Here is an 18,852-nt window from a genome sequence, read left to right on the forward strand (position 1 = left end):
AGGTCTCCTAGAAGTGGTCGGCGCGTGTGAGGGTCAGGACGGCGGTCCCGGCGACGGGGTCGATCTCCTCGGCGACGATCCGGTGCCACACCTGGATCTCGCCGACCCACGGCACGTCGACCTGCACGAGGATCAGGTCGCCGAGCGACCAGGCCCCGAGCCGTGCGTTGGCGTGGTCGCGGATCGCGATGGAGGGGATCGTCAGCATCTGTGCATTGCGGCTCTGCTCGATGCGCCCCCACGTCAGGAGCTGCGCCCTCGACGTCGTGGTCTTGCGGGGGATCACTCGGGCGCGACGCAGGCGCTTGTCGTTGGACACGGTGCGCACCGTGGGCGTCGTACGGCCCGACCCGGCGCCCACCATGTAAATCTCGTTCGAGAATTTCTCGCCCATCCCCTGGGGACTGGCGTACTCGATGATGTTCTCGCCCTGCGCGAAGCGGAGGTCGGGGCGGGACTTGCCGAGACGTTTGCGGCCGAGCAGCAGCCGGTGGGCGATGCGCTCGTTGGTGCCGTCCCAGCCGTGCCACTCCGCGTAGTCGGCCCCGGCCTCCTTCAGCACGCTGTCGATGGCCTGCCCGCAGTCCGGGTAGTCCCACCACAGCAGCTCGTAGGGGTCCTTGCCGGACGGGGCGCCCATGGCGTACCCGGCATCGTGCTTGTCGACGACCACCCGCAAGTTGCCGTACGTGTACTCCTGGACGTGCCCCCAGATGGTGCGCACCACGTCGAACGCGTCGAGACGCGGGCCGACCTTGTCCTTCGGCCGCGGCGGCATTTTCCGTTTGGGCTTGGACTTGTCGATGTAGCCGTCGTTGTTCTTGTCGCGGCCCTCGTACGCGTACTTCTGCTTGATCAGCATGCCGGACTGGATGCTGGAGCCCAGGAAGGGCAGCCCGTGCGGGTACGAGGAGAAGCCGGTGAGCGTGAGCTTCATCGCCTGGCCCTGGTACTTGATGTGGGTGATCAGCCCGCCCCACCGGATACGGCCCTCGAACTCGGCGTAGATCGCCGTCGACCACTCGGCGAGGATCGGCATGCCGTCGGGCCGGGCGTTCAGGCGGAGGTACTCGGGGCTGATGGTGGCGGTCAGGCCGCCCGGTCCGGACAGTTCGCGCTTGGGCGGGCCGTCGGGGACCAGGGGGACGTCCCAGTCGAGGATGTCGCCGGTGATGACGCGCTCGGCGATGTACCGCCAGCCCATCAGGCGCTCACCGGGGCCTGCGAGTAGGTGACCTCCAGGGACAGGGCAGTGCCGTTGTCGGCCTGGAGGAGGCCGGTCGTACCGGCCGCGGTGGTGGCCTGCACGGAGACGGTGGCCCGGGTGCCGCGCTCGGTGGGCGGCACGGTGAAGTTGTGCCCGGCGAGGAGGGTGACGCGGGCGGGCGAGGTGATCCGGAAGGGGAGGCCGGTACCCGTCTGGGCGCCGTGGGTGACCCGGATCGACCCGCGGGCTTCCGCCGCGTTGGGGTGCAGCAGACCCGTCATGTTGGTGTGGACGTTCACGTGGGTGGCCCAGTCCGGCACGTTCAGCTCCCAGCGGGCGCCGAGCGGGAACTCCTCCCAGACGTCCGGCAGGAGACCCAGGTCGTCGGGGGTGGGCCATGCGGAGTGCAGGTAGACGCGCTCGGTGCGGGTGCGGGGCTGTGCCATCTGCCGCAGGTCCGTGATCATCGCCGCCGTGACCGCCGTGGTCTTCGCCGGGAGGTCGATCCGGGCGAGGGTGATCGCGGTCGACCCCGGCTGAATGTCGGCGATGCTGCGGGTACCCGGCGGCACGCTGGTGATCACCCGGGTCCACACGTACGGGCCGATCAAAGGGTCGGCGGGCTCCGGCCACACCTCCCCGCCGTACGGGTCCTCGATCCGGGCGATCACCAGGTCGGAGCGGGGACCGTCCACCCCCGTCGGGGCGATCTCCACCTGGTCCAGCGTCGGATTGCGAGCGGCGTACGACTGCCGTCCCGGACCGGCCGCCCGACGTCGGGCCACCATCGCCCCCGCGCCCACCGTCACGGCCGGGCCCGGCATGGCCAACGCCCGCACCTGAAGGTCCGCGGGCCCGGCGATGCCCTCCCCGCCGCTCGCGGCGACCTCCGCGAGGAGGCGCACCGTCTCCTCGCTGGCCGCCGTGTTCTCCACGAACCAGGGAATCCCGTCCCACACCATTCGCTCTGCCTCTTCCTGCTCGCCTGATGCCGGGGCAGAGGATGAACGGGCGCGTTGGTTAGTGTCGCGGTCTCACCACCAGGCATGCGCGTTGCGCCACCCGATCTCGATGCGCGGCCCCACGAAGGTGAGCCCGGGACGGCGCGAGAACTGCATACGCGCGGTGTGCCGGCCGGGGTGGAGCAGCAGGTCCCGCAGCAGCGGACTCGACCGCGTCAGCTTGTCCGCCACCGACCCCCCGGTCTGGATGTTCCACACCGCCCGGGACCAGCTCCGGGAGTCGAGCCGTACGGACTGCCCGACGGCCAGGTCCACGTTGAGCTGCACCGTCCACAGCCCGTCAATGGTGAGCACGTAGTTGCGGCCGGGCCCGTGAAAAGTGATCCACGGGTGCGTCGCCAACCTCCCGCCGACGTTCAGCCCGGCCACCAGGCGCTCCCCAGTACCCCCGGCGGGCGTCCCCGGACGGCCCGGCCGCCACACCGGGCCGGGGACGTTGGCGCGCCCGACGAGCTCCGCCCGCTGCTCATCGTTGTCGTAGAACTTGTCGTCCACCGCTTCGAAATCCACGAGCAGCGGCGTGAAGCCCTGATCGGAAAACTTCTCGTGGACGACCGCGAATTTGCGGGGCCGCCCGTACAGCAACCGGACCCGACCGGCGCTCTGCCGGCGCAGCCACGCGACACCGCCCGCCCGGCGCCGGACCGCATCCGCCCGCCACGCCGTACGGACGATCCCGACAGCCTCCTCGTTCCACTGTGCACGTCGTACCAGGGTCGGCCTCCCGGCGCTGGCCTGCGGGCCGCCGACGCCGATCTGGCCACTGTCGCCACCCGCCGGGTAGAGGTAGTTGTAGCTGGTGGTGGGTGCGTCGACAGTGTCGACGCCGAGCTCCAGGGCGACGGTGACCGTGCGCTGGTAGTCCCGCCCCATCCGTACCCCGTCCTCGCCGGGCAGCGGCGTGGTGGTGTCGTCGAGGTCGGCGAACTTCGTCTCGGGCTCCTTCAGCAGGTAGATGCCGGAGGGGGTGCGTCCGAAGTCCAGGAGGCAGCCGGGGTACGGCGCGCTCGCGCTGTACGCGAATTGCCAGTCGCCGTCACGCATAGAGGCCACCACCCCCCATCTGAATCTTCCGTAGCTCGAACATGGCGTCGTCGAGCGCTCCTCTCACGGTGCCGACCTGCGCCACGTTGACGTTCAGGTCACCGCCCACCAGCGCGGAGCTGCCGGGGGTGGAGGCCGCCACGGTGCGGCTGCCGGAGCTCAGGGCGTGTGTGCGGGCGGCACCCTGCCCGTACTGGCTGACGCCGCCGTTCGCGAAGTACACGACCCGGCCGCCGAACATCTGCGCGACGCGGTCGAGGATCGCTTTGCTGCGCCGCCGCTTGGAATGTGCCAAAGGCAGGTACGCCTCCCCCTGAGTCTCAGGCTCGTTCCACACCCGGATCTGGCCGGGCCGGGCGATCTGCGCGACGTGGTTCTCGGCCCCGTTCGCGAAGGCCTTGACCCGGCTGGCCATCTGCTGGATGCCGCCGTTGGCGAAGTGCCGGATGCCGCCGTCCGCGTAGTTGTCGATGTAGGGCTTGCCGACGGTCGTGTACCTGATGGTGACGTGCACAGTCCTGTCCTGCAGTTGGTTGATCTTGCTCTGGATCGACTGCACTTGCTGGAGTGGGGTGCCGGTCGGGGCAGTGATTTTGACCGTCTTTCCGCCGTTGTCGACCTTCTCGATCTTGAACTTCAGGTCGCGGAGAGCGGATTGGGCCGTCTGCGTGGGGGCCTTGACCTCGATCGACTTGCCCGGCGGAAGGCTCACGACCTTCTGCTGCACATCCTTCAGCTCTCCCGCTGCCTGCTTCACGATCGCGTTCACCGTGACCGTCTTCTTATCGGGCGCGTTCGCGATGTCGTTGGCGAGCGCCGACAGGTTGGCCCTGGCCGTACCCGTCGGCGCGTAGACCGCCACGTTCTTTGAGCCGGGGATGCGGTGGATCTGGAAGCCGAGGGCCTCCAGTTGCTTCCAGGCCTCGGTCGTCGGGGCGCTGATGACGACGGTCTTCTTCTCGGTGACGCCGTCGAGCTTGCCGCGGAGGGCCAGCACCTCCGCGGTCGCCTCGGGGATGCCCTGCGTCGTCATCAGGGTTGTGATCGTGCTCGGAATGAAGCCCATCTGATCGGCGAGCGCCTTCGCCTGCGCCTCGGGTATGCCCAAGTCCATCGCAAGCTGGATCGCCTTGGCGCGGGCACCCTCCATGGCTCCCTGAGAGAGGTTCATGGCCTCCGCCATGGGCATCAGGGCCTGATCCGCGGCCTGCATGGAGCTGGTGGCCACGCCGAGCATCGCGTCGCGGAGCTCGCCGAGCTGGGTGTTGAGGGTCTGCCCGTTGCGGGTGGTGGTGTCGACCATCCCGTTGTTGGCGACAAGGGACTTCCCCCAGCCCTCGGACTGCTCGACGGTGCCCTTCATGGTGTCGTTGATCTGCAACATCACCGAGTTGAGGCGGGTCTCGGCGTCGTGCACGGACTGGACGTTGCCGCTGAGAGCGTCGAGCGCCGCCTTGAGAGCGTCGACCCGCTGGTCCGCGGCCTGCGTCTTGTCACCGAACCCCTTGACCGCGGCCTGAAGCCGGTCGTACGCGGTGACGCCGACGGTGGCACCGTCGTTCATCGCCTTCCCGGCCTCGGTGGCGTCCCGCTTGCTCTTCGTCAACTCGCCGTTGAGCGATCCGAGCGCGTCGGCAGCGTCCTTGTACTTCTGCCCCTGCTCGTCGTACTGCCGAATCCAGGCCCTGCCGGACTGCGTCAGCGGCTTGTTGGCTTCGGCGAGGGCCAGGAGCTTCTTCTGAAGCCCGTCGACGGAGCCGCCCTGTTCGAGGTACGCGTCGGTGAGGGTCTTGAGGCTGACGTCCGCGTCCCGCATGACGTCCACGAGCTTGCCGTTGCCGTCGGCGAGCTTGGTGTCCTGCAAGAGCCGGACGGTCTGGGCGCGCACGTTCGCGTCGATTACGCCGTTGCTGTCCGCAAGGGCGCGTGCGAGGGAGGAAACCCGCTCGCGGTGCGCTTCCGTGGCGCGCGCGCTTTCCTGGTGCTTGGCAACGAGGAGGCCGATTCCGATCGTGGCACCGGCGATGGCGATTCCGAGCGGGCCGCCGAGGGCGGACACCATGCCGCCCATCGCCGTCATCGCTGTCCGGTTCGCGGCCCCGATGCCGCGCAGTGCGCCGCTGAGTCGTCCGCCTTCGAGTGCGGTGGTGCGGTAGACGCCCGTCATGCGCTGCCACAGGGTCATCTGCGGGCCGATGGCGCCGGGCCCCAGCGTGGCGGCGCGCATGGTGTTGCCCAGGGCCCTCATGGACGTTCCGGCGGCGCTGACCGAGGTACCGAAGCCGCGCAGCATCCCGGAGACGGCGGTGATGACCTTGAGGGCCAGGAGGGTGCCCAGCAAGGTCGCCAGGGCGATGTTGGCCCCGGGGACCACGTTCATGATCCCGTTGAAGACGGCGACAAGGCCGGAGAAGGCGGAGAGCAGCACCCCCAGCCCGGTTCCGGCTCCGGCCAGGTGGCCGATCGCGGTCGCGATGTTGGAGATGGCGCTGACGATCGCCGGGCCGACGCTCTGACCGATCCCGGTGAAGAAGGTGCCCAGGGCGGGCATCAGTTGGGTTCGGATCTGGCGGACCAGGTCGAGGACGCCGACGTCCTTCATGGCGCGGCCCATGCCGCGTACGAAGTCCCCGACGAGTTGGTTGAGCTCGTGGAACATGGGCGCAGCGTCACTGAACATCTGCTGCATGCCCTGCTGGCCAGCCTTGCTGTTGGCCCAGCGCTCGAAGCGCTTCATGGTGCCCTCGAAGCTGTCGAGGAGGGCGTTGCCGGACTCCATGCCCGCGCGGCCGACGCCGCCCAGGCCCTTGATCAGGGACCCGGTGGAGCGGCCGAGCTGGACGGCCTTGTCTCCGGCATGGTCCAGGAACTTCGCGAGGGAGCCGGTTTCGCGTCCCGCCTTCGCCGATGCCCGGACGTACGCGGTGAACTTCTCGCCGCCCTTGGCGACCCGTTCGACGAACGGCCCGGAGGCGACGAGGTAGTCGAGGGTGGCGCGCCCCAGGTTGCCGATGCTGCCGGTGATGTTGCCGAGGACCTTCGAGTTCGACCCGGCGATCGTCTTGAAGTCCTTGCGGAACACCCCGGTGCGCATGAACTTGGCGCCGCGCTCCGTCAGGGCTCCCATCTGGGCTGCGCTGTCGCCCAGGGTGTCCTTCAGGAGCGGGAGGACCGCGTTCGAGAGGGGCTTGATGTCGTCGGCGATCCGCGAGAAGAATCGTTCCTGCACGGACTGCTTCATCTTGCGCCAGGCGCCGGCCAGGGACACCACGGTCTTGACCGAGGCCCTGGCCGACTCCGACAGCTTCCCCATGGCCTGCTGGAGCTTCTGGGCTTCGCCCTTGGTCAGCTTCCCCCCGGCGGCAAGGGTCGCTTGCGCCTTCAGCGACTCCTTGATGGCGTCGCCGAAGCCGCTGAAGGCGACCTTCGTGCCGATCGCGGCCGTCGCCGCGGCAGTGATCAGCCCGGGAATCGCCCCGAGGACTCCCACCGCGGGCGCGGCGGCCGACACCAGGGCGGTCAGCCCGGCTCCGTACTGACCGAGCGCGGCAACCGCAGGTTGCACCAGGGAGAGGAGTGCTCCCATGCCGACCATCCGAAGGGAGCGGCGGCCCTTCGGCATGTTCATCTGCACCGGCACCCTGACCGGATTGCTGTCCGCCTCGCCCTGCGCGCCCTGGATGAGGTTGCGCACGCCCCGCATCAGCCCGCCGGACGAGTTGCTGCCGTCAGCGTCAGGACGAAGGGGCAGGCGGAAGTCGGCGTCGGCGATGCTGCGGCGGATGCCGTCGAGTTCGCCGCGAAAACGGTCCTGGTCGACCTTGATGCGGACCTTGGCGGTGACGCCCTTGGACGCCTCCTTGACCGCCTCCTTGAGGCGCCGCCGCAGGCCCTTGCTGTCGATCTCAACCTTGACCTTGGCGGCCAGGCCCCCGGCGGCCGACTCGACCTCGGTGCGCAACTTCGCCGCGAAACCGGCGAGATCCGCGACGACCGGCACTTCGAGCCGACCGGCTTGCAGGCCCTCAGCCACTGCGGACCATTCCTCTCTGCATGGCGGCCATCAGCATCTGCCGGTGACCGGCCATGTGCGGGGCCGCCTGCTGCGCCACCGCCTCCTCGGAGCGGGCTCGGGGCGAGCCGGGGACACGCTTCCGTGGGTGGGTGGCGGAGCTGTACGGGCGGGGGATGGTCTTCGGCTCCTCGCGGCGCTTCTCAGCGGCGAGGATGCTGATCTCTTCGACGATCTGCGCCAGGAGCTCTGTGGACGTCGTCCACCCGCTGCTGGCCGCGGAGTGGACCCGGGAGTCTTCCGGCAGGCCGTCGATCAGAGAGGACAGCCGCCTCAGACCGATGAAGTCGGGGTCTCCGGGTCGTTGCCAGATGCGTCGGGCGTCGATTCCGTGGTGTCGGGAGAGGTCGGCTTCGACGTCGTTCCATCGCTCGTGGAGGAGGCGTCCGACCTGAAGTGCTTTCCCAGCTCAACTCCGTACGTACGGGAGAGGCCGACGGTCAGGCGCACGTAGTCCGAGAGGGACGGGCGGGCCTGGAGGAAGGTGTCGAACTGCTCGCCGAGGAGAATCGCGTACGTGTTGCGGATCGCGGTGAGGAACTTGCGGGGGAGGGAGGGGCGCCGGAAGAGGGCGGTGACGACCTCGGCGACGCCGGCGTCGCCGTCGGAGGACTCCAGGACCTCGCCCAGGAGCGCGACCAGGCCCAGCTCGTCGGACAGCAGCGGATCAAGGGCGTCGGCCGGGAGTTCGGCCGGGAAGATCAGATCCTCGCCGCCGAAGAGGACCGGGATGCCGTCCGGGTAACGGGCCTCGCGGCGGGCGGCGTCCAGGTCGAGAACGTACGACATGTGGGGTGTGACCTCTCGTGTGCGCGGGCTGAGTCGCGGGGGTGCGGCAGCACGCGGACACTGGCAAGCCGTCCGGCTTTGTGTCGCGTGCTGCCGCCCGAGGTCACGCCGTGAGGGCGAAGGCCGGGTCGTCGGTGAGGACGTACCAGGCGTCGAGGTCGTCGCCGCCCTGCACCGCGAGGCGCAGCGGGAGGATGGCCTCCTTGGTCTTCGCGAGGTCCTTGGAGACGCCCTCCATCTGCATCGTGCGGGGAACGATGTACCTGTAGTGCTTACCGCCGTCGATGACCTCGATGACGGCGGCGACCTCGGTACGGGAGCCGATGCGCGGCGGGGTGAACTTGTACTGCTTGGGGGCGCCGGGCTGTCCGCCGGAAGGGGTGACTTCGGTGATCGTGCCCCCGCCGTAGACGGCCTTGAAGTTCTTGCCCGACCACTGCTGGAGATCGACTTCGATCGTCGCGGCGTCCTGGGTCTGGAACGTGCGGGTCGGGTACGAGCTCTGTGCGGAGCGGACCTGTTCGAAGTTCGGCTCGCTGTTGAACTTCAGCGAGTCCTCGGTGGTCAGGCCCACGCTCGACCAACCGGTGGGCATCGTCGACGTCGCATCGGCCGGGGCGTTGGTCCCCAGAGGGGCCAACCATATTCGGGTGATCGACGGGATGACGATCTCGTTGTTGTTGGCGGTCTCGACGGCCATGAGGGGGTACTCCCTGGGGTCCGGGTGCTGTGGCCCGGACACCATGGGGAGCCGTCGGTCTTAACGTCGCGTACTGGCGCTACGACGCTTCCCACAGAGTGCGCGCGATGTGATCTCGTCCTCGCGACGTACGAGGTCGACTCGCGCAGTTCCACCCTCCGCGAGGCGGACGTCGGGCGATGACTCGCCAGCCAGCGCCGCGCAGGCTTGCCCCTGATTCGCCTTCCTGCGTGTAGGTGATCAGGCGGGAGTACCCAAGCGCTTGAGCAGCTCGCCAGCAAGCGCCGTACAGCAGGCTGTTCCCGTTACGGACCCCGTCGGTGGCCGTTCGGGTAACCTCCAGCGTCTCGCCGTCATCAAGGTGGCGGGCCACGGGGCGCCCAGCAATCGCGACGGCCCGTAGAACACCATGTTGGTCAGCCGCACCTACCGTGAAGACGGCGCCAGGGGGCGGCTGATGATGCCGGTGCCATTCGGCGACGAATTCCTTCGCCTGCTTCTGCCTCAGCGGTACGAGGTGCAGACGGATCTCATCGGGTGTCACTATCTGTGCTCGTATCTATGGGTGCAGGGTGACGGAAAGGTTCAGCAGCCACCGCGGTTGTCCGTCGACGAGCGGTGACCAGATCAGCAGGCCCGAGGGGCTGATGCCGTTGATGACGGCCCGGCCAGGAACGTGCGGGGCGTCCACGCGGCGCTTCGCGATGGTGGCGCAGCGCAGCAGCACACGCCGAAGCTCCGCTTTCCCGGGCCAGCCGCCGGGGTCGCCATAGATCTCCAGCGTGACTTCGGGGCTGGTGGCCCAAGAGAGGTCGCGGAGATCGCCGCCGGGCCCGTGGCCCACGACGAGGTGTGGCCACGGTGCTTCGGCGAGCCCGGACACGCGGTCGGGGCCGCCGAGTGCGTCGGCGGCCTCCGCGTTCTCCTTCAGCCAAGTGAGGAGTTCGGACACCGGGTCGGTGTCCGCCAGGTCGCGGCTGTCCATCAGGTGCGGGCGGTGTAGCCCTGCATGCGCAGGCGGCGGGCGTAGTCCGGGGAGACCTGAACGGAGGTGCCGGGCGGGCAGTCGACGCCGTTGATCCGGAGGTGGTGGGACAGGACGACGGTCTGCTGGGCCGCGCTCGTGGACGCGGCTGACCGGGCGGTGGGCGTGTGCGCGGCCGGCTCGGTGGCTGCCTCCGGGAGGGCATCGGAGTCCGTGCTGGTGGGCGTCTTCTTGGTAGTCATGGCGCGTACTGTGCGGGGGACATCTGCTTGTGTCGCGTCCTGGGTGTCAGCGGCGGGCGGCGACGATGCCCGCGGCCCGACTCATGAAGTGTGCGCCGGGGGCGACGAGGTTGCCCGGGTAGGTGGTGCCGACTTCCGCCTCGACGACCATGGGGCCGCGGACGGACACGGTGACGGTGACCTTCTTGCCGCTCACGACGGGCTGCCCGGTGTTGATGTGGCGGGAGATTCCCCGCGGGTCGGTGTGGGTGGTGCAGCGGCAGTTCTTCAGGTTGGCGACGGCACGGGAGGACTGGTCTCTCGGGGCGAGCATGTACGTCTTGGCGCCCAGCCCGCGGTGGTGGCGGTCCCAGTCCATGCTGTTGATCGCGAACCGCAGGTTGCCGGGGACGATTTGGCCTTGGGCGGCGACGTGGGTGGGGCGGACGCGGTCGTCGCCCATGGTCACCCACCGCTTCGTGGGCGGGGCGAGCCGTTTGGCCTGGATCTCGACCTGCTGGGCGATGCGCTGGATGTCCGGGGCGATCATCCGGGCGAGGGCAGCTTCGAGACCGGGGTTGGGTCTGAACTTGGCCATCAAGGAACCTTCGGCGGGTTGAGGGTGGCGGTGGCCTGGACGTAGTCGGCAGCCGGGCAGCCGGGCACCTTGTGATCGCGGGCGGTGCTGAGCGTCCAGGAACGGCCGCGTGAGTCGGTGACGGTGTCACCGGGTTCCAGGGGCCAGGCGCGCGGGTCCAGGCGCATCGTCCAGGATCCGTCGGGCTGTTCGGTGGCGGACCCGGGCCAGCTCCCGCGCGCTGCGGGCCGTTCGGCCGGGTTCGGCGGGACGGGCACCCCGTTGGCGTCGCGCTGCCAGGGGTGCGGGAGCGCGTACACGGTGAGCACGGTGTTCGGCAGGAGGACGGCCACGGGTCAGCGCCTTCGGTAGCGCGGCGAGGCCGAGTACGGCCAGGGGGCCCGTGCCGGCCGGGTCACCGGGCGGAAGAGCAGGCGACGCAGGCTCGACAGGGAGTCGAGCGTCGGGGGCGCTCCGGCCTGCCCAACGACGGGGGCCGCTTCGTAGGAGATGGACTGTCCTTCGGCGCTTACGGAGGAGACGCGGCGCCCTTCTCCCACGGGGTTGTTGGGGCGGTTGCGTTCGGATTCTGCAGCGTGGGCGGCGACGTACCGGCGGACGGCGGGCTCTGCTGCCGCGTTGAGGCCGACCAGGACGTCGACGTCGTACGTGCCGTCGCCGCGCGGGCGGTAGGCCTCCACGTCTACGAGGTCGTCCTGCTCGGGCAGCGGCCAGGTGTCGGCGGAGTCCAGGTCGTCGGACCAACGCGGTTGTACTGCAAGCAGGGTGAGGGTGCGGGGAATGAGGGGGCGGCCCAGGTAGCCGACCACGTCCGCCTGGGCGTTGCGGATGGCCGTGGTGAGGGTGCTGCGCTGCGCCGCGTCGAGCGGAAGCGGTAGGCCGAGTTCGTCGGCTACCGCTTCCGGCGAGACGACGAGCCCCTGTCCAGTGGGCAGATCGAGCACCAGGGCCGTATCCCGGACGGGCGGGGTGCCCTGGCTGCGGGTGAAGGTGACGGTCGCCCAGTACCGGCCCATGGGCACGTCGGGCAGGGAGAACCGGTAGACGCCGGGGCGCAGCCGGGAAGCTGCCTCTACCGAGGCGGTGGGGGTGCCGCTGCGGTCGGGGGTGGCGTACAGGTCGAGGCGGGACATCTTGCCGCCTGCCGGTTCGGGGTCGTAGTGCGCCCCGGCGTGGATGGGCTGGTAGTCGAGGACCGACACCGGTGGCTCCCTACTTCCCGTCGGTCTGCTTGGCCGCCGCCTGGGCGTCGAGGCGCTCCTGGATGCGGGCGGCGATGCTCTCGGAGACCACGGCCCCCTTGGGCTGGAGCAGGCGCTCCACGGGGGTGCTGTGCGGCCCGAGGAAGGTCCGCTCGATCAGGCGGACGGTGCAGGTGAGGGTGGAGCCGTACGGCGTGAGCGGCTGGAAGACGTTCTTCGGGTCCTTCGGGGGCTGCTTGGTCTCGTCGTCGAGGATGACCTCGGCCAAGTTGTCGTCGTCGGGGATGACCTCGGTCGGGGTGACGTAGCCGTTCGACGCCGGCGGCTGCGGTGCCTCGTGGACTGCCGGGGGCTCCAGCGGTGCCACCTCGGGGGCCTTCGGCGTGCTGTCCGCCTCGGTCTGCGGGGTCGGCGGTGCGGTGGTGTCGTCGTCGGGCTTCGCGCTCGCGGTCTTGCGGGGGGATCGGGTGGCGGCCATGGAGGGCTCCCTCATGGGTTGGTGGTCCAGTCGGCGCGCAGAGTGCTTGCTGCGCCGTGCTTGTGTCGCGCCCTGCTGTAGTGGCGGCCCCGGACGGTGTCGCGGCAGGACGTCCGGGGCCGCGGAATCAGGCGTAGTTGAAGCCGCCGGTCTTGGTGACGTTGCCGCTGTCGGCGACGGCGACGACGTTCGCCGCCCCGGCCGTACCGGCAGGGGTCTTCACGGTGAGCTCGGTGGCGGAGAGGACTTTGAGGCTCGTTCCGGCCGTCGCCCCGAAGTTCACGACCGAGACGCCGTCGAGGTTGGTGCCCTTGATCGTGACGGTGGTGCCGCCCGCCGCCGGGCCGGTGGACGGGCTGATGGACGCGATGGTGGCCGTGGTGAAGTGACGGTCGATGACGGACTGGGGGACGACCGTCCCGGCCTGGTACAGCAGGTGACGCTTGGAGCCCTCGGGGCGGCCGTCGCCGGGTCCGTAGGGCTCGGAGTAGTAGATGTCCTCGGTGATGCGCTTGGGCGGGTCGCTGACGGCGGCCGCGGGGAACGCGGCCTTCGTGATCCGCTGGCCGGACTCCTTGTAGAGGCCCATGGTGTGCGTCCTTCCCTCGTGTTGGTGGCGGCAGGAGGATGCGGTACCGGGATGCCTTGAGTCGCGCCTTGCCCTGTGGGGCGTTTGCACAATTGGGCAAGAATGATCTTGATCGGGTGAGGCGACCATGGGCCGCACAGGGCGCCAGCCGCTGCACGGCCCACGGAGGAGCTACGGTCGGCCGCTGGTGAACTGCTTGCCGGGGCCGCGCCGTTTCGCGTCCTGCTGCCGCTGGAGCTCGCTCCAGCGGTGGGGGCCCTGCTTCTTCTTCAGGTGCACGATGTTGTTCGCGGCGATGCCGACCTTCTGCGGGCCGAGCACCGACACGAGGCAGCCTTCTTGGGCGCGGGAAGCGTATCCGGCCTCCTCCAGGCTCTCCTCGTCGGGAAAGATGTCCACGTGCCGCTCCACCGTGAGATCAATCAGGTGGTCCTCGCGGCCGCCGAGGGAGTACACCCACCGGAAGTTCTCCGGCGGGTCCGGCTCCACCACTTCGCGGAACAGCGACACGCTCTTGGTGTACGCGTAGAACCGGACGTCGGGCGCGGACCTCATCACACGCATCCAGGCGCGGGTGTATTCGGGGCTGAAGAAATCGCCGGCGTCGTGCACGCGGATCCAGCGGCCGCGGTACCGCTTGTGCTGGACCTCGGCGGTCATCTGCTTCTCCCAGCCCGGGAGGTCGTCCAGCACCATCATCAGGTTCGCCTGGTGGCGGCCCTTCACGTTGCGGAACTGGTAGGCGCCGGTGCGGGCGTAGCAGAGCGGCGCGCACACCCCGGCTGAGGGGCAGGTGTTGTAGTGGCGGCCGTCGGGCAGAGTCCCGGCCCACGCCGGGATCGACCAGTTGAAAATGCCCTGACGGCGCATGTCGGAGTTCTGCGTGAGCAGGGGCTTCACGGTTTCTGTCATGGCCGGGACGGTGAGCGGTGCGGGACCTTTGTGTCGCGTCACAGGATGCGCAGGTCGTCCCACCCGTCGGGGCCGACGCTGAAGACGAGGAGCCCCGACGCGGACACTTCGCCGCTCCGGGCAACCCACCAGTCGGACCCGTTATCGAGGGTGGGGGCCTGGACGTGCAGACGCCCGTTGCCGAGCTGGGTGGTGCGGAAGTGGTGGTAGTGGCCGGTGATCAGGATCTGGGCGTCCGCGATCGGCTGCCGTCCGAACGTCTGGTTGCGCCACCAGTCGCCCGCCTTCTCCGGCCGGGGGAATTGGTGCCCGTGCGCGAGGCCGACGATCGTCCCGGCAATGTCGAGGCTCACGGTTTCACGCCACCGCTCGGGCACGACGAAGCTGACGTGCCCGTAGGCGTCCGGGTTGCGGGCGTACGCGTCAGCGACCTGGGAGAGGACTTCGATGCCCCAGTCGTCGGACGGCGGGCCGACCGCGTCCTTGCCGCGGCGCACCCTGGCATGGTTGGAGCCGCAGGTCGCGGCGACCACCCTGCCGAAACGTCCGGCGAGCCGGTCAAGGCCCTCGAACGTCAAACGCCGGTGCACCCGGATCATCTCGGTCAGGGTCAGGTCGTTGGTGAACGCCTGCTGGGTGGTGTTCTCGAACCCCTCGACGCAGTCGCCGCCATCCATCCAGTACGCGGCGGTCGGCTCGCGGCCAACGGCCTTGAGGTCGCGGATGTGGTCGTCGAGCCGGTCGAATCGGTCGGCAACCCGGGCAACCAGCTCCGGAGTTCCGCCGTCCCTGCCGACCTTCCCGGCCTGGGCGTCGGCGTAGACGACCACCAGTGCACGTTCGGCCGTATCCACGGCGGTGCGCGGGGTGCGGCGGCGGCGCATCGCGTCGCGGACCAGGGCGTCGACGTCACCGGTCGACATCCAGGCGGAGGAGGCCGGTTCGACGACGTACCGGCAGCGCCATACGGCGCGCGTGACGGCGTCGTCGCCCTGGGCGTCGCGGTGCCAGGCCGCCGGATCGTGGCGGGCCTCGACCAGGCGGACCCGGAACCCGTCGGGGACCACCAGCCCGAGTTCCTCGACGCGGGCCCGCCAGTCTTCCTCGTTCTGGGGCGGCCGTTCGGCCGGCGGGGCGGTCACGACCATCGTGCCGCCGGGCTCGTAGCGGATTCCGGTCTCCCACCCGCGGGGCGCGGCCGCAGCCGGGCGTTGGACCTGGGTGGGCTGGCTCTGGTTGCTGGCGGTGGGTTCCAGGAGGGCGTGCAGGTCCTCGGTCAGGCTCATCGTGTACACCGGCATCCGTTGGATTCGCCGCGGCGGCGGTGCCGGGCGACGGTGTAGGAGCTGACCGGCCCGCCGTGAGCGCGCAGGACGTCGGCGATGGCCTTGGCCGCAATCGCAGGGTTGGCCAGTGCTTCGTCCAGGGCGGCGGCGGTGTCCTCATCGGTGCCGGTCAGGAACGCGCCGACACCGCACTTGGGGCCTTTGGGGGCGGAGGGGGCAGCGGCGAGGGACTCCAGCTCTGCGACCAGCCCCGGGGTGTGCTTCTCGATCACCAGCGCGTCCTTCACGGTTGTCCGGTGGGAAGGGGGCGCCCCCGCACGGTGGGCGCCCCCAGGGAACTGAATCCGGGTCAGGAGGTCGGCTGAGTCCACGTGCCCACGACGAAACTCTCCGGTCGGGGTACCTCAAGAGCGACGCGTTCGTCACCACGGAACGTGACCAAACCCTGCTCGTGGTTCGTTCCGTTCTCCGTGGAAACCGTGACGCTGACGTTCTCGCGGTCGTGGAGCTGGGCGCCCAGGCCGAAGGCTCCGACGAGGAACTTGCCGTCCTCCATCGCGGTCGTCTCGACGACGTTGAGCCTCCACACGCGCTTCTCCGCGCCGATCGCGACCTGGAGGGCGATCCGGAACGCTCCGTGGTCGTCCTCCTCGACCTCCACCTGCTCCCACATGGTCGGGCTGAGGACGATGCCCGTCGGGTCGTACTCGGCGAGCAAGGCCTTCGTGATCGAGCGCCTGATCTGCACGGAGTGCTTGTCGGACGCCAGGCCGGTGTACTGCTGCACGCCGGGGGTGTTGAAGAGGCCGGTGATGGACTGGCCGTCGCCGACGGAGTGCAGGAGGTCCCAGTCCTCCTGGTACTTCACGCCCTCCACCATCCGCGTGTTGATGAACGTCTTCAGCCGCGGTTCGTCGGACAGGATGTTCTTGTGCGCGTCCAGGAGGTGGGCGATCTCCGCGACCGGGTACATGACCGGGACCAGGGAGAGCTTGGAGCGCGGAGCCCGGCCCCAGACGTCGCTGTCCGCGCCGGTGGCGGGGCTGACGCCGTCGGCGGCGTAACGCTCCTTGACCTGCTTGGCGTTGTTCGTCCATCCGGTCTCGCGCGCACCGTAGAGCACGGCGTTCTTCGTGCTGCTCTTGGGGAAGAGATCGCGGATGTGCCACTTGCGGTACGCCCGCTCGGAGATCCCCAGGTTCTGGGCGGAGCCCAGCGTCTGGTGCGTCACCGAGCCGGCGGACAGCGAGAAGATGCTCTTGCCCTCCATCTCGGCGCGGAGGTACGGGCGGTCACGGAAGCCCGCCGCGGCCGCCGCCTTGTAGGCGTCCGACTCGACGAACATGTCACCGAGGGACTTCTCCTCGACGCTCTGCGGCCGCCCGTAGTGCATGCCCGCAGCAGACGGGGTGTCCGGCTCGTCCAGGTACTGCTTGACCTGGATGAGTCCCTGCTCGGCGTCGATGAGGGACTTGATCTCCTGGGCCTCCGAAGAGGCCTTCTTGAAGGCTGCCGCCTGGTCGGTGGAAACGACGAAGCTGCCGTTCTCGACCTTGAATGTCTGCGAGATCCGCTCCGCCTCGGCGCTCTTGGCCTGGAGCTGGGACTGCAGTTCCTTGATCCGGCTGGTGTCCGGCATGTGTGACTCTCCCTGATGCTGGGTGTGCGGTTGACGTGCGTCGCTCGCCCGGCCAGCACCGGGACGCCCCAACGCGAAGGGCGATAGAAGAGGATCAAGGGCGTTAACGTCGCGCGCTGCCCGCCCGGACGGTTCCGGAGGGGCAGCACAGAGGTTTGACCTGCGGTTTTCTGATGTGGGTGGGAGCCCGACCCGTAGGGCGGGGGTGCGACTCAGCTCCGCAGTGACGACAGGAGTGCCTTGACCTCCTCCTCGTCCAGGCGGACGGTTTCCTGCTGTTTTCCGTCCGTCTCCGCAGGAAGTTCCTCGTCGCCGGTGGTGGTGGGCTCATTGCCGTCGTCGATGTCCCCCTCGCTGAGGTCGTCGTCCTCGTCGTCGAAGGTGTCGTCGTCCCAGAGGTCCATGCCGCCGGTCGGTGCGGTTGCCTTCTCCGGGTCGGTGTCCAGGCCCTTAGCGGACAGTGCTGCGATGAGGCTGCGGACGGTGGTGCGGACCTCTTCGAGCTGTTCCGGGGCGGCGGGTGTCGCACTGATCCGGGCTGTGGCGTCCGTGAGGGCATCCACGGTCGGCCGGACGACGCGGGCGTCGACGGCTTCGTCGGCGGTGGCCGCACGGTGCCCAGGGGAACTGTCCGGCAGGACGATGGTGGCCAGTTCGACCGGCTGCGGCGCACCGAGGGTGATGTCGGATCCGTTGGCCTGGTAGGGGATCGAGTAGGTCGTGCCGGCGGGGCCGCCCTCGGGGTGCACCGAGACGATGACGCGGTCCGGGTAGGTGCCCTCCACGCACGTCCAGGTCTCGCCGTCCTGGTTGAGGAGCGCGCGGACGCTATCGGAGAGGCGGGCGCGGAGCTGCTCGTACGACTCGGGCAGGTGGGTCATGGGGGTCTCCATCGGGGGGAGGGCGCGGCTCTTGGCTTCGGCGACGATCGTGCGGGCGGACTTGTGCTCGATGTGGGGGAGGCGGGTTCGCGCGACGGCAACCATGGCGCGCGCCGACTTCGTCTCGTCGTGCAGGGCGACGGGAACCGGGTCTGCCTGGGGGCCGGTGAGCCAGACAGGGATGCGGTCGCTACCCCGTACGACGTGCACAGCGGGGAAGTCCACGGGCAGGGAGGGGACGTCGGGCACGTCGTCGAGGTCGTACCCGAGGGTGAGGTGCGGGGTGTACCCGTGTTCCGTACGGAGAGCGGCGCCGTACTGGGGGGCGAGGTGGTCGACGATGCGCTGGCGGAGTTCGGCCAGGCCCGGCACGTCGACCGGCACCCACGTGGGGACGCCGCTGCCGTGGTCGGGGAAGCGGCCGATGCCGCCGATGGACCCCCTCAGTGGCTCCGCCCCAGCAAGCGCGCTCTGGACGACGTGGGTGAAGTCGTCTGGGTGGCCGGGGAGCTGGTCGGCGTCGCCGAGGAAGGCGAGGGTGATGTGCAGGTCTCCGGCGGGGCTGCCGTTGGTCTGTGCGAGCCGCTCGGCTATGGCTGGAGGCGGGTACAGGGCGACCATGGCCCCCCGGCCGATTTGCTGCTCGGCGGCCTTAACCTCCAGAACCGTGGTGTGGGACTCCTTGCGCTCCATGCCGGCCGCTGTAGCACCTGCCTTGACCTCCAGGGAGCGGGTCATGGGGTGGGCGCCGTGCAGGACGGGGCTGACCTCGTACAGGTCGAGAGTGTGGATGATCCGTACGCCGTCGTTGCGGCGGGTCGCTCCGGAGGGAGGCACGCGGTAGCCGATGGAGAACTGGGCCTGGCCGTGCTCGTGCCACTGCCGCACCTGCTCGTACACGTCCCGGCCGCGGGCGGTTCTCAGGTTGAAGGAGATGGTGGCCACGAGCGCGCCCGCTTCCGCGGGCCAGTTGGGTATCTCGGCGAAGCGCTGATCGCCGGGCTTCCACTCGGCGATGTCCAAGACGACGCCGATGGGGTCCTTCCACTCGTGGTGCCAGACGGTTTTGACAGGGCGTTTGGCCAGGGTGGCGGCGAACGCGCCGGGCATGATCAGGTCGTTGACGTCATCAACGACTCCGGTGACGGCGAAGATCGCCCGGCAGGTGCCTCGCTGGGCGGTTCTGGCAGGTGGGGCGCTCGGCACGGCGGGGTACCTCCGGCGGTC

General features: G+C 69.5%; 19 protein-coding genes. All 19 read right to left on the reverse strand.

Features of this window, described 5'->3' with window-relative positions; genetic code table 11:
- Positions 1-7: 7 nt before the first annotated feature.
- A complete protein-coding gene (locus ACIO3O_RS37240) occupies positions 8-1,204 on the reverse strand; it encodes a hypothetical protein (protein WP_401753632.1) in 1,197 nt (398 codons plus the stop codon).
- Entirely contained in the window at positions 1,204-2,169 is a 966-nt protein-coding gene (locus tag ACIO3O_RS37245) for a hypothetical protein (protein ID WP_401753634.1), read from the reverse strand. The genes ACIO3O_RS37240 and ACIO3O_RS37245 overlap by 1 nt, the downstream gene beginning before the upstream one ends.
- 72 nt (positions 2,170-2,241) lie before the next feature.
- Complete coding sequence (locus ACIO3O_RS37250; RefSeq protein ID WP_401753636.1) at positions 2,242-3,273, reverse strand: hypothetical protein; 1,032 nt, start codon at positions 3,271-3,273, stop codon at positions 2,242-2,244.
- Positions 3,266-7,306, reverse strand: a complete 4,041-nt coding sequence (locus ACIO3O_RS37255; RefSeq protein ID WP_401753638.1) for a hypothetical protein — start codon at positions 7,304-7,306, stop codon at positions 3,266-3,268. Before ACIO3O_RS37255 ends, ACIO3O_RS37250 begins: the two co-directional genes overlap by 8 nt.
- A 312-nt stretch (positions 7,307-7,618) precedes the next feature.
- Positions 7,619-8,134: a hypothetical protein gene (locus ACIO3O_RS37260; RefSeq protein ID WP_401753640.1), complete on the reverse strand. Its 516-nt coding sequence runs from the start codon at positions 8,132-8,134 to the stop codon at positions 7,619-7,621.
- A 103-nt stretch (positions 8,135-8,237) separates the two neighbouring features.
- Positions 8,238-8,834, reverse strand: coding sequence for a hypothetical protein (locus tag ACIO3O_RS37265; RefSeq protein ID WP_401753642.1), 597 nt, complete (start codon positions 8,832-8,834; stop codon positions 8,238-8,240).
- Between the two features lie 79 nt (positions 8,835-8,913).
- On the reverse strand, positions 8,914-9,378 hold the full coding sequence (locus ACIO3O_RS37270; protein WP_401753644.1) for an XF1762 family protein: 465 nt from the start codon (positions 9,376-9,378) through the stop codon (positions 8,914-8,916).
- Between the two features lie 15 nt (positions 9,379-9,393).
- Entirely contained in the window at positions 9,394-9,819 is a 426-nt protein-coding gene (locus tag ACIO3O_RS37275; RefSeq protein WP_401753646.1) for a hypothetical protein, read from the reverse strand.
- The gene (locus ACIO3O_RS37280; RefSeq protein WP_401753648.1) at positions 9,819-10,061 is read right to left on the reverse strand and encodes a hypothetical protein; all 243 of its coding nucleotides are present in this window, start codon (positions 10,059-10,061) and stop codon (positions 9,819-9,821) included. The genes ACIO3O_RS37275 and ACIO3O_RS37280 overlap by 1 nt, the downstream gene beginning before the upstream one ends.
- Before the next feature lie 46 nt (positions 10,062-10,107).
- Complete coding sequence (locus ACIO3O_RS37285; protein WP_401753650.1) at positions 10,108-10,638, reverse strand: hypothetical protein; 531 nt, start codon at positions 10,636-10,638, stop codon at positions 10,108-10,110.
- Complete coding sequence (locus ACIO3O_RS37290) at positions 10,638-10,970, reverse strand: hypothetical protein (protein WP_401753652.1); 333 nt, start codon at positions 10,968-10,970, stop codon at positions 10,638-10,640. The genes ACIO3O_RS37285 and ACIO3O_RS37290 overlap by 1 nt, the downstream gene beginning before the upstream one ends.
- A 3-nt stretch (positions 10,971-10,973) precedes the next feature.
- Positions 10,974-11,840 (reverse strand): hypothetical protein, encoded by an 867-nt coding sequence (locus ACIO3O_RS37295; protein ID WP_401753654.1) that lies wholly within the window; start codon positions 11,838-11,840, stop codon positions 10,974-10,976.
- A gap of 10 nt (positions 11,841-11,850) precedes the next feature.
- Positions 11,851-12,318: a hypothetical protein gene (locus ACIO3O_RS37300; RefSeq protein WP_401753656.1), complete on the reverse strand. Its 468-nt coding sequence runs from the start codon at positions 12,316-12,318 to the stop codon at positions 11,851-11,853.
- A 127-nt stretch (positions 12,319-12,445) separates the two neighbouring features.
- Positions 12,446-12,907 (reverse strand): IPT/TIG domain-containing protein, encoded by a 462-nt coding sequence (locus ACIO3O_RS37305; RefSeq protein WP_401753658.1) that lies wholly within the window; start codon positions 12,905-12,907, stop codon positions 12,446-12,448.
- A 171-nt stretch (positions 12,908-13,078) separates the two neighbouring features.
- Positions 13,079-13,819 carry a hypothetical protein gene (locus ACIO3O_RS37310; protein WP_401753660.1) on the reverse strand — a complete coding sequence of 247 codons (741 nt, stop codon included), beginning with the start codon at positions 13,817-13,819 and terminating at the stop codon, positions 13,079-13,081.
- 38 nt (positions 13,820-13,857) lie between these two features.
- Positions 13,858-15,105: a hypothetical protein gene (locus ACIO3O_RS37315; protein WP_401753662.1), complete on the reverse strand. Its 1,248-nt coding sequence runs from the start codon at positions 15,103-15,105 to the stop codon at positions 13,858-13,860.
- Positions 15,102-15,377, reverse strand: a complete 276-nt coding sequence (locus ACIO3O_RS37320; RefSeq protein WP_401753664.1) for a hypothetical protein — start codon at positions 15,375-15,377, stop codon at positions 15,102-15,104. The genes ACIO3O_RS37315 and ACIO3O_RS37320 overlap by 4 nt, the downstream gene beginning before the upstream one ends.
- Before the next feature lie 77 nt (positions 15,378-15,454).
- Positions 15,455-16,744 carry a phage major capsid protein gene (locus ACIO3O_RS37325; protein ID WP_401753666.1) on the reverse strand — a complete coding sequence of 430 codons (1,290 nt, stop codon included), beginning with the start codon at positions 16,742-16,744 and terminating at the stop codon, positions 15,455-15,457.
- Between the two features lie 212 nt (positions 16,745-16,956).
- Positions 16,957-18,831: a 2'-5' RNA ligase family protein gene (locus tag ACIO3O_RS37330; RefSeq protein ID WP_401753668.1), complete on the reverse strand. Its 1,875-nt coding sequence runs from the start codon at positions 18,829-18,831 to the stop codon at positions 16,957-16,959.
- Between the last annotated feature and the right edge of the window lie 21 nt (positions 18,832-18,852).

The organism is Streptomyces sp. NPDC087440 (genome assembly GCF_044744005.1).
GTDB lineage: Bacteria > Actinomycetota > Actinomycetes > Streptomycetales > Streptomycetaceae > Streptomyces.

What these genes read in the sequence shown, in the direction of transcription:
- ACIO3O_RS37240 (WP_401753632.1), bottom strand. Translation starts at nt 1,204, where the DNA reads ATGGGCTGGCGGTACATCGCCGAGCGCGTCATCACCGGCGACATCCTC.
- ACIO3O_RS37245 (WP_401753634.1), bottom strand. Translation starts at nt 2,169, where the DNA reads ATGGTGTGGGACGGGATTCCCTGGTTCGTGGAGAACACGGCGGCCAGC.
- ACIO3O_RS37250 (WP_401753636.1), bottom strand. Translation starts at nt 3,273, where the DNA reads ATGCGTGACGGCGACTGGCAATTCGCGTACAGCGCGAGCGCGCCGTAC.
- ACIO3O_RS37260 (WP_401753640.1), bottom strand. Translation starts at nt 8,134, where the DNA reads ATGTCGTACGTTCTCGACCTGGACGCCGCCCGCCGCGAGGCCCGTTAC.
- ACIO3O_RS37265 (WP_401753642.1), bottom strand. Translation starts at nt 8,834, where the DNA reads ATGGCCGTCGAGACCGCCAACAACAACGAGATCGTCATCCCGTCGATC.
- ACIO3O_RS37275 (WP_401753646.1), bottom strand. Translation starts at nt 9,819, where the DNA reads ATGGACAGCCGCGACCTGGCGGACACCGACCCGGTGTCCGAACTCCTC.
- ACIO3O_RS37280 (WP_401753648.1), bottom strand. Translation starts at nt 10,061, where the DNA reads ATGACTACCAAGAAGACGCCCACCAGCACGGACTCCGATGCCCTCCCG.
- ACIO3O_RS37285 (WP_401753650.1), bottom strand. Translation starts at nt 10,638, where the DNA reads ATGGCCAAGTTCAGACCCAACCCCGGTCTCGAAGCTGCCCTCGCCCGG.
- ACIO3O_RS37300 (WP_401753656.1), bottom strand. Translation starts at nt 12,318, where the DNA reads ATGGCCGCCACCCGATCCCCCCGCAAGACCGCGAGCGCGAAGCCCGAC.
- ACIO3O_RS37305 (WP_401753658.1), bottom strand. Translation starts at nt 12,907, where the DNA reads ATGGGCCTCTACAAGGAGTCCGGCCAGCGGATCACGAAGGCCGCGTTC.
- ACIO3O_RS37310 (WP_401753660.1), bottom strand. Translation starts at nt 13,819, where the DNA reads ATGACAGAAACCGTGAAGCCCCTGCTCACGCAGAACTCCGACATGCGC.
- ACIO3O_RS37315 (WP_401753662.1), bottom strand. Translation starts at nt 15,105, where the DNA reads ATGAGCCTGACCGAGGACCTGCACGCCCTCCTGGAACCCACCGCCAGC.
- ACIO3O_RS37325 (WP_401753666.1), bottom strand. Translation starts at nt 16,744, where the DNA reads ATGCCGGACACCAGCCGGATCAAGGAACTGCAGTCCCAGCTCCAGGCC.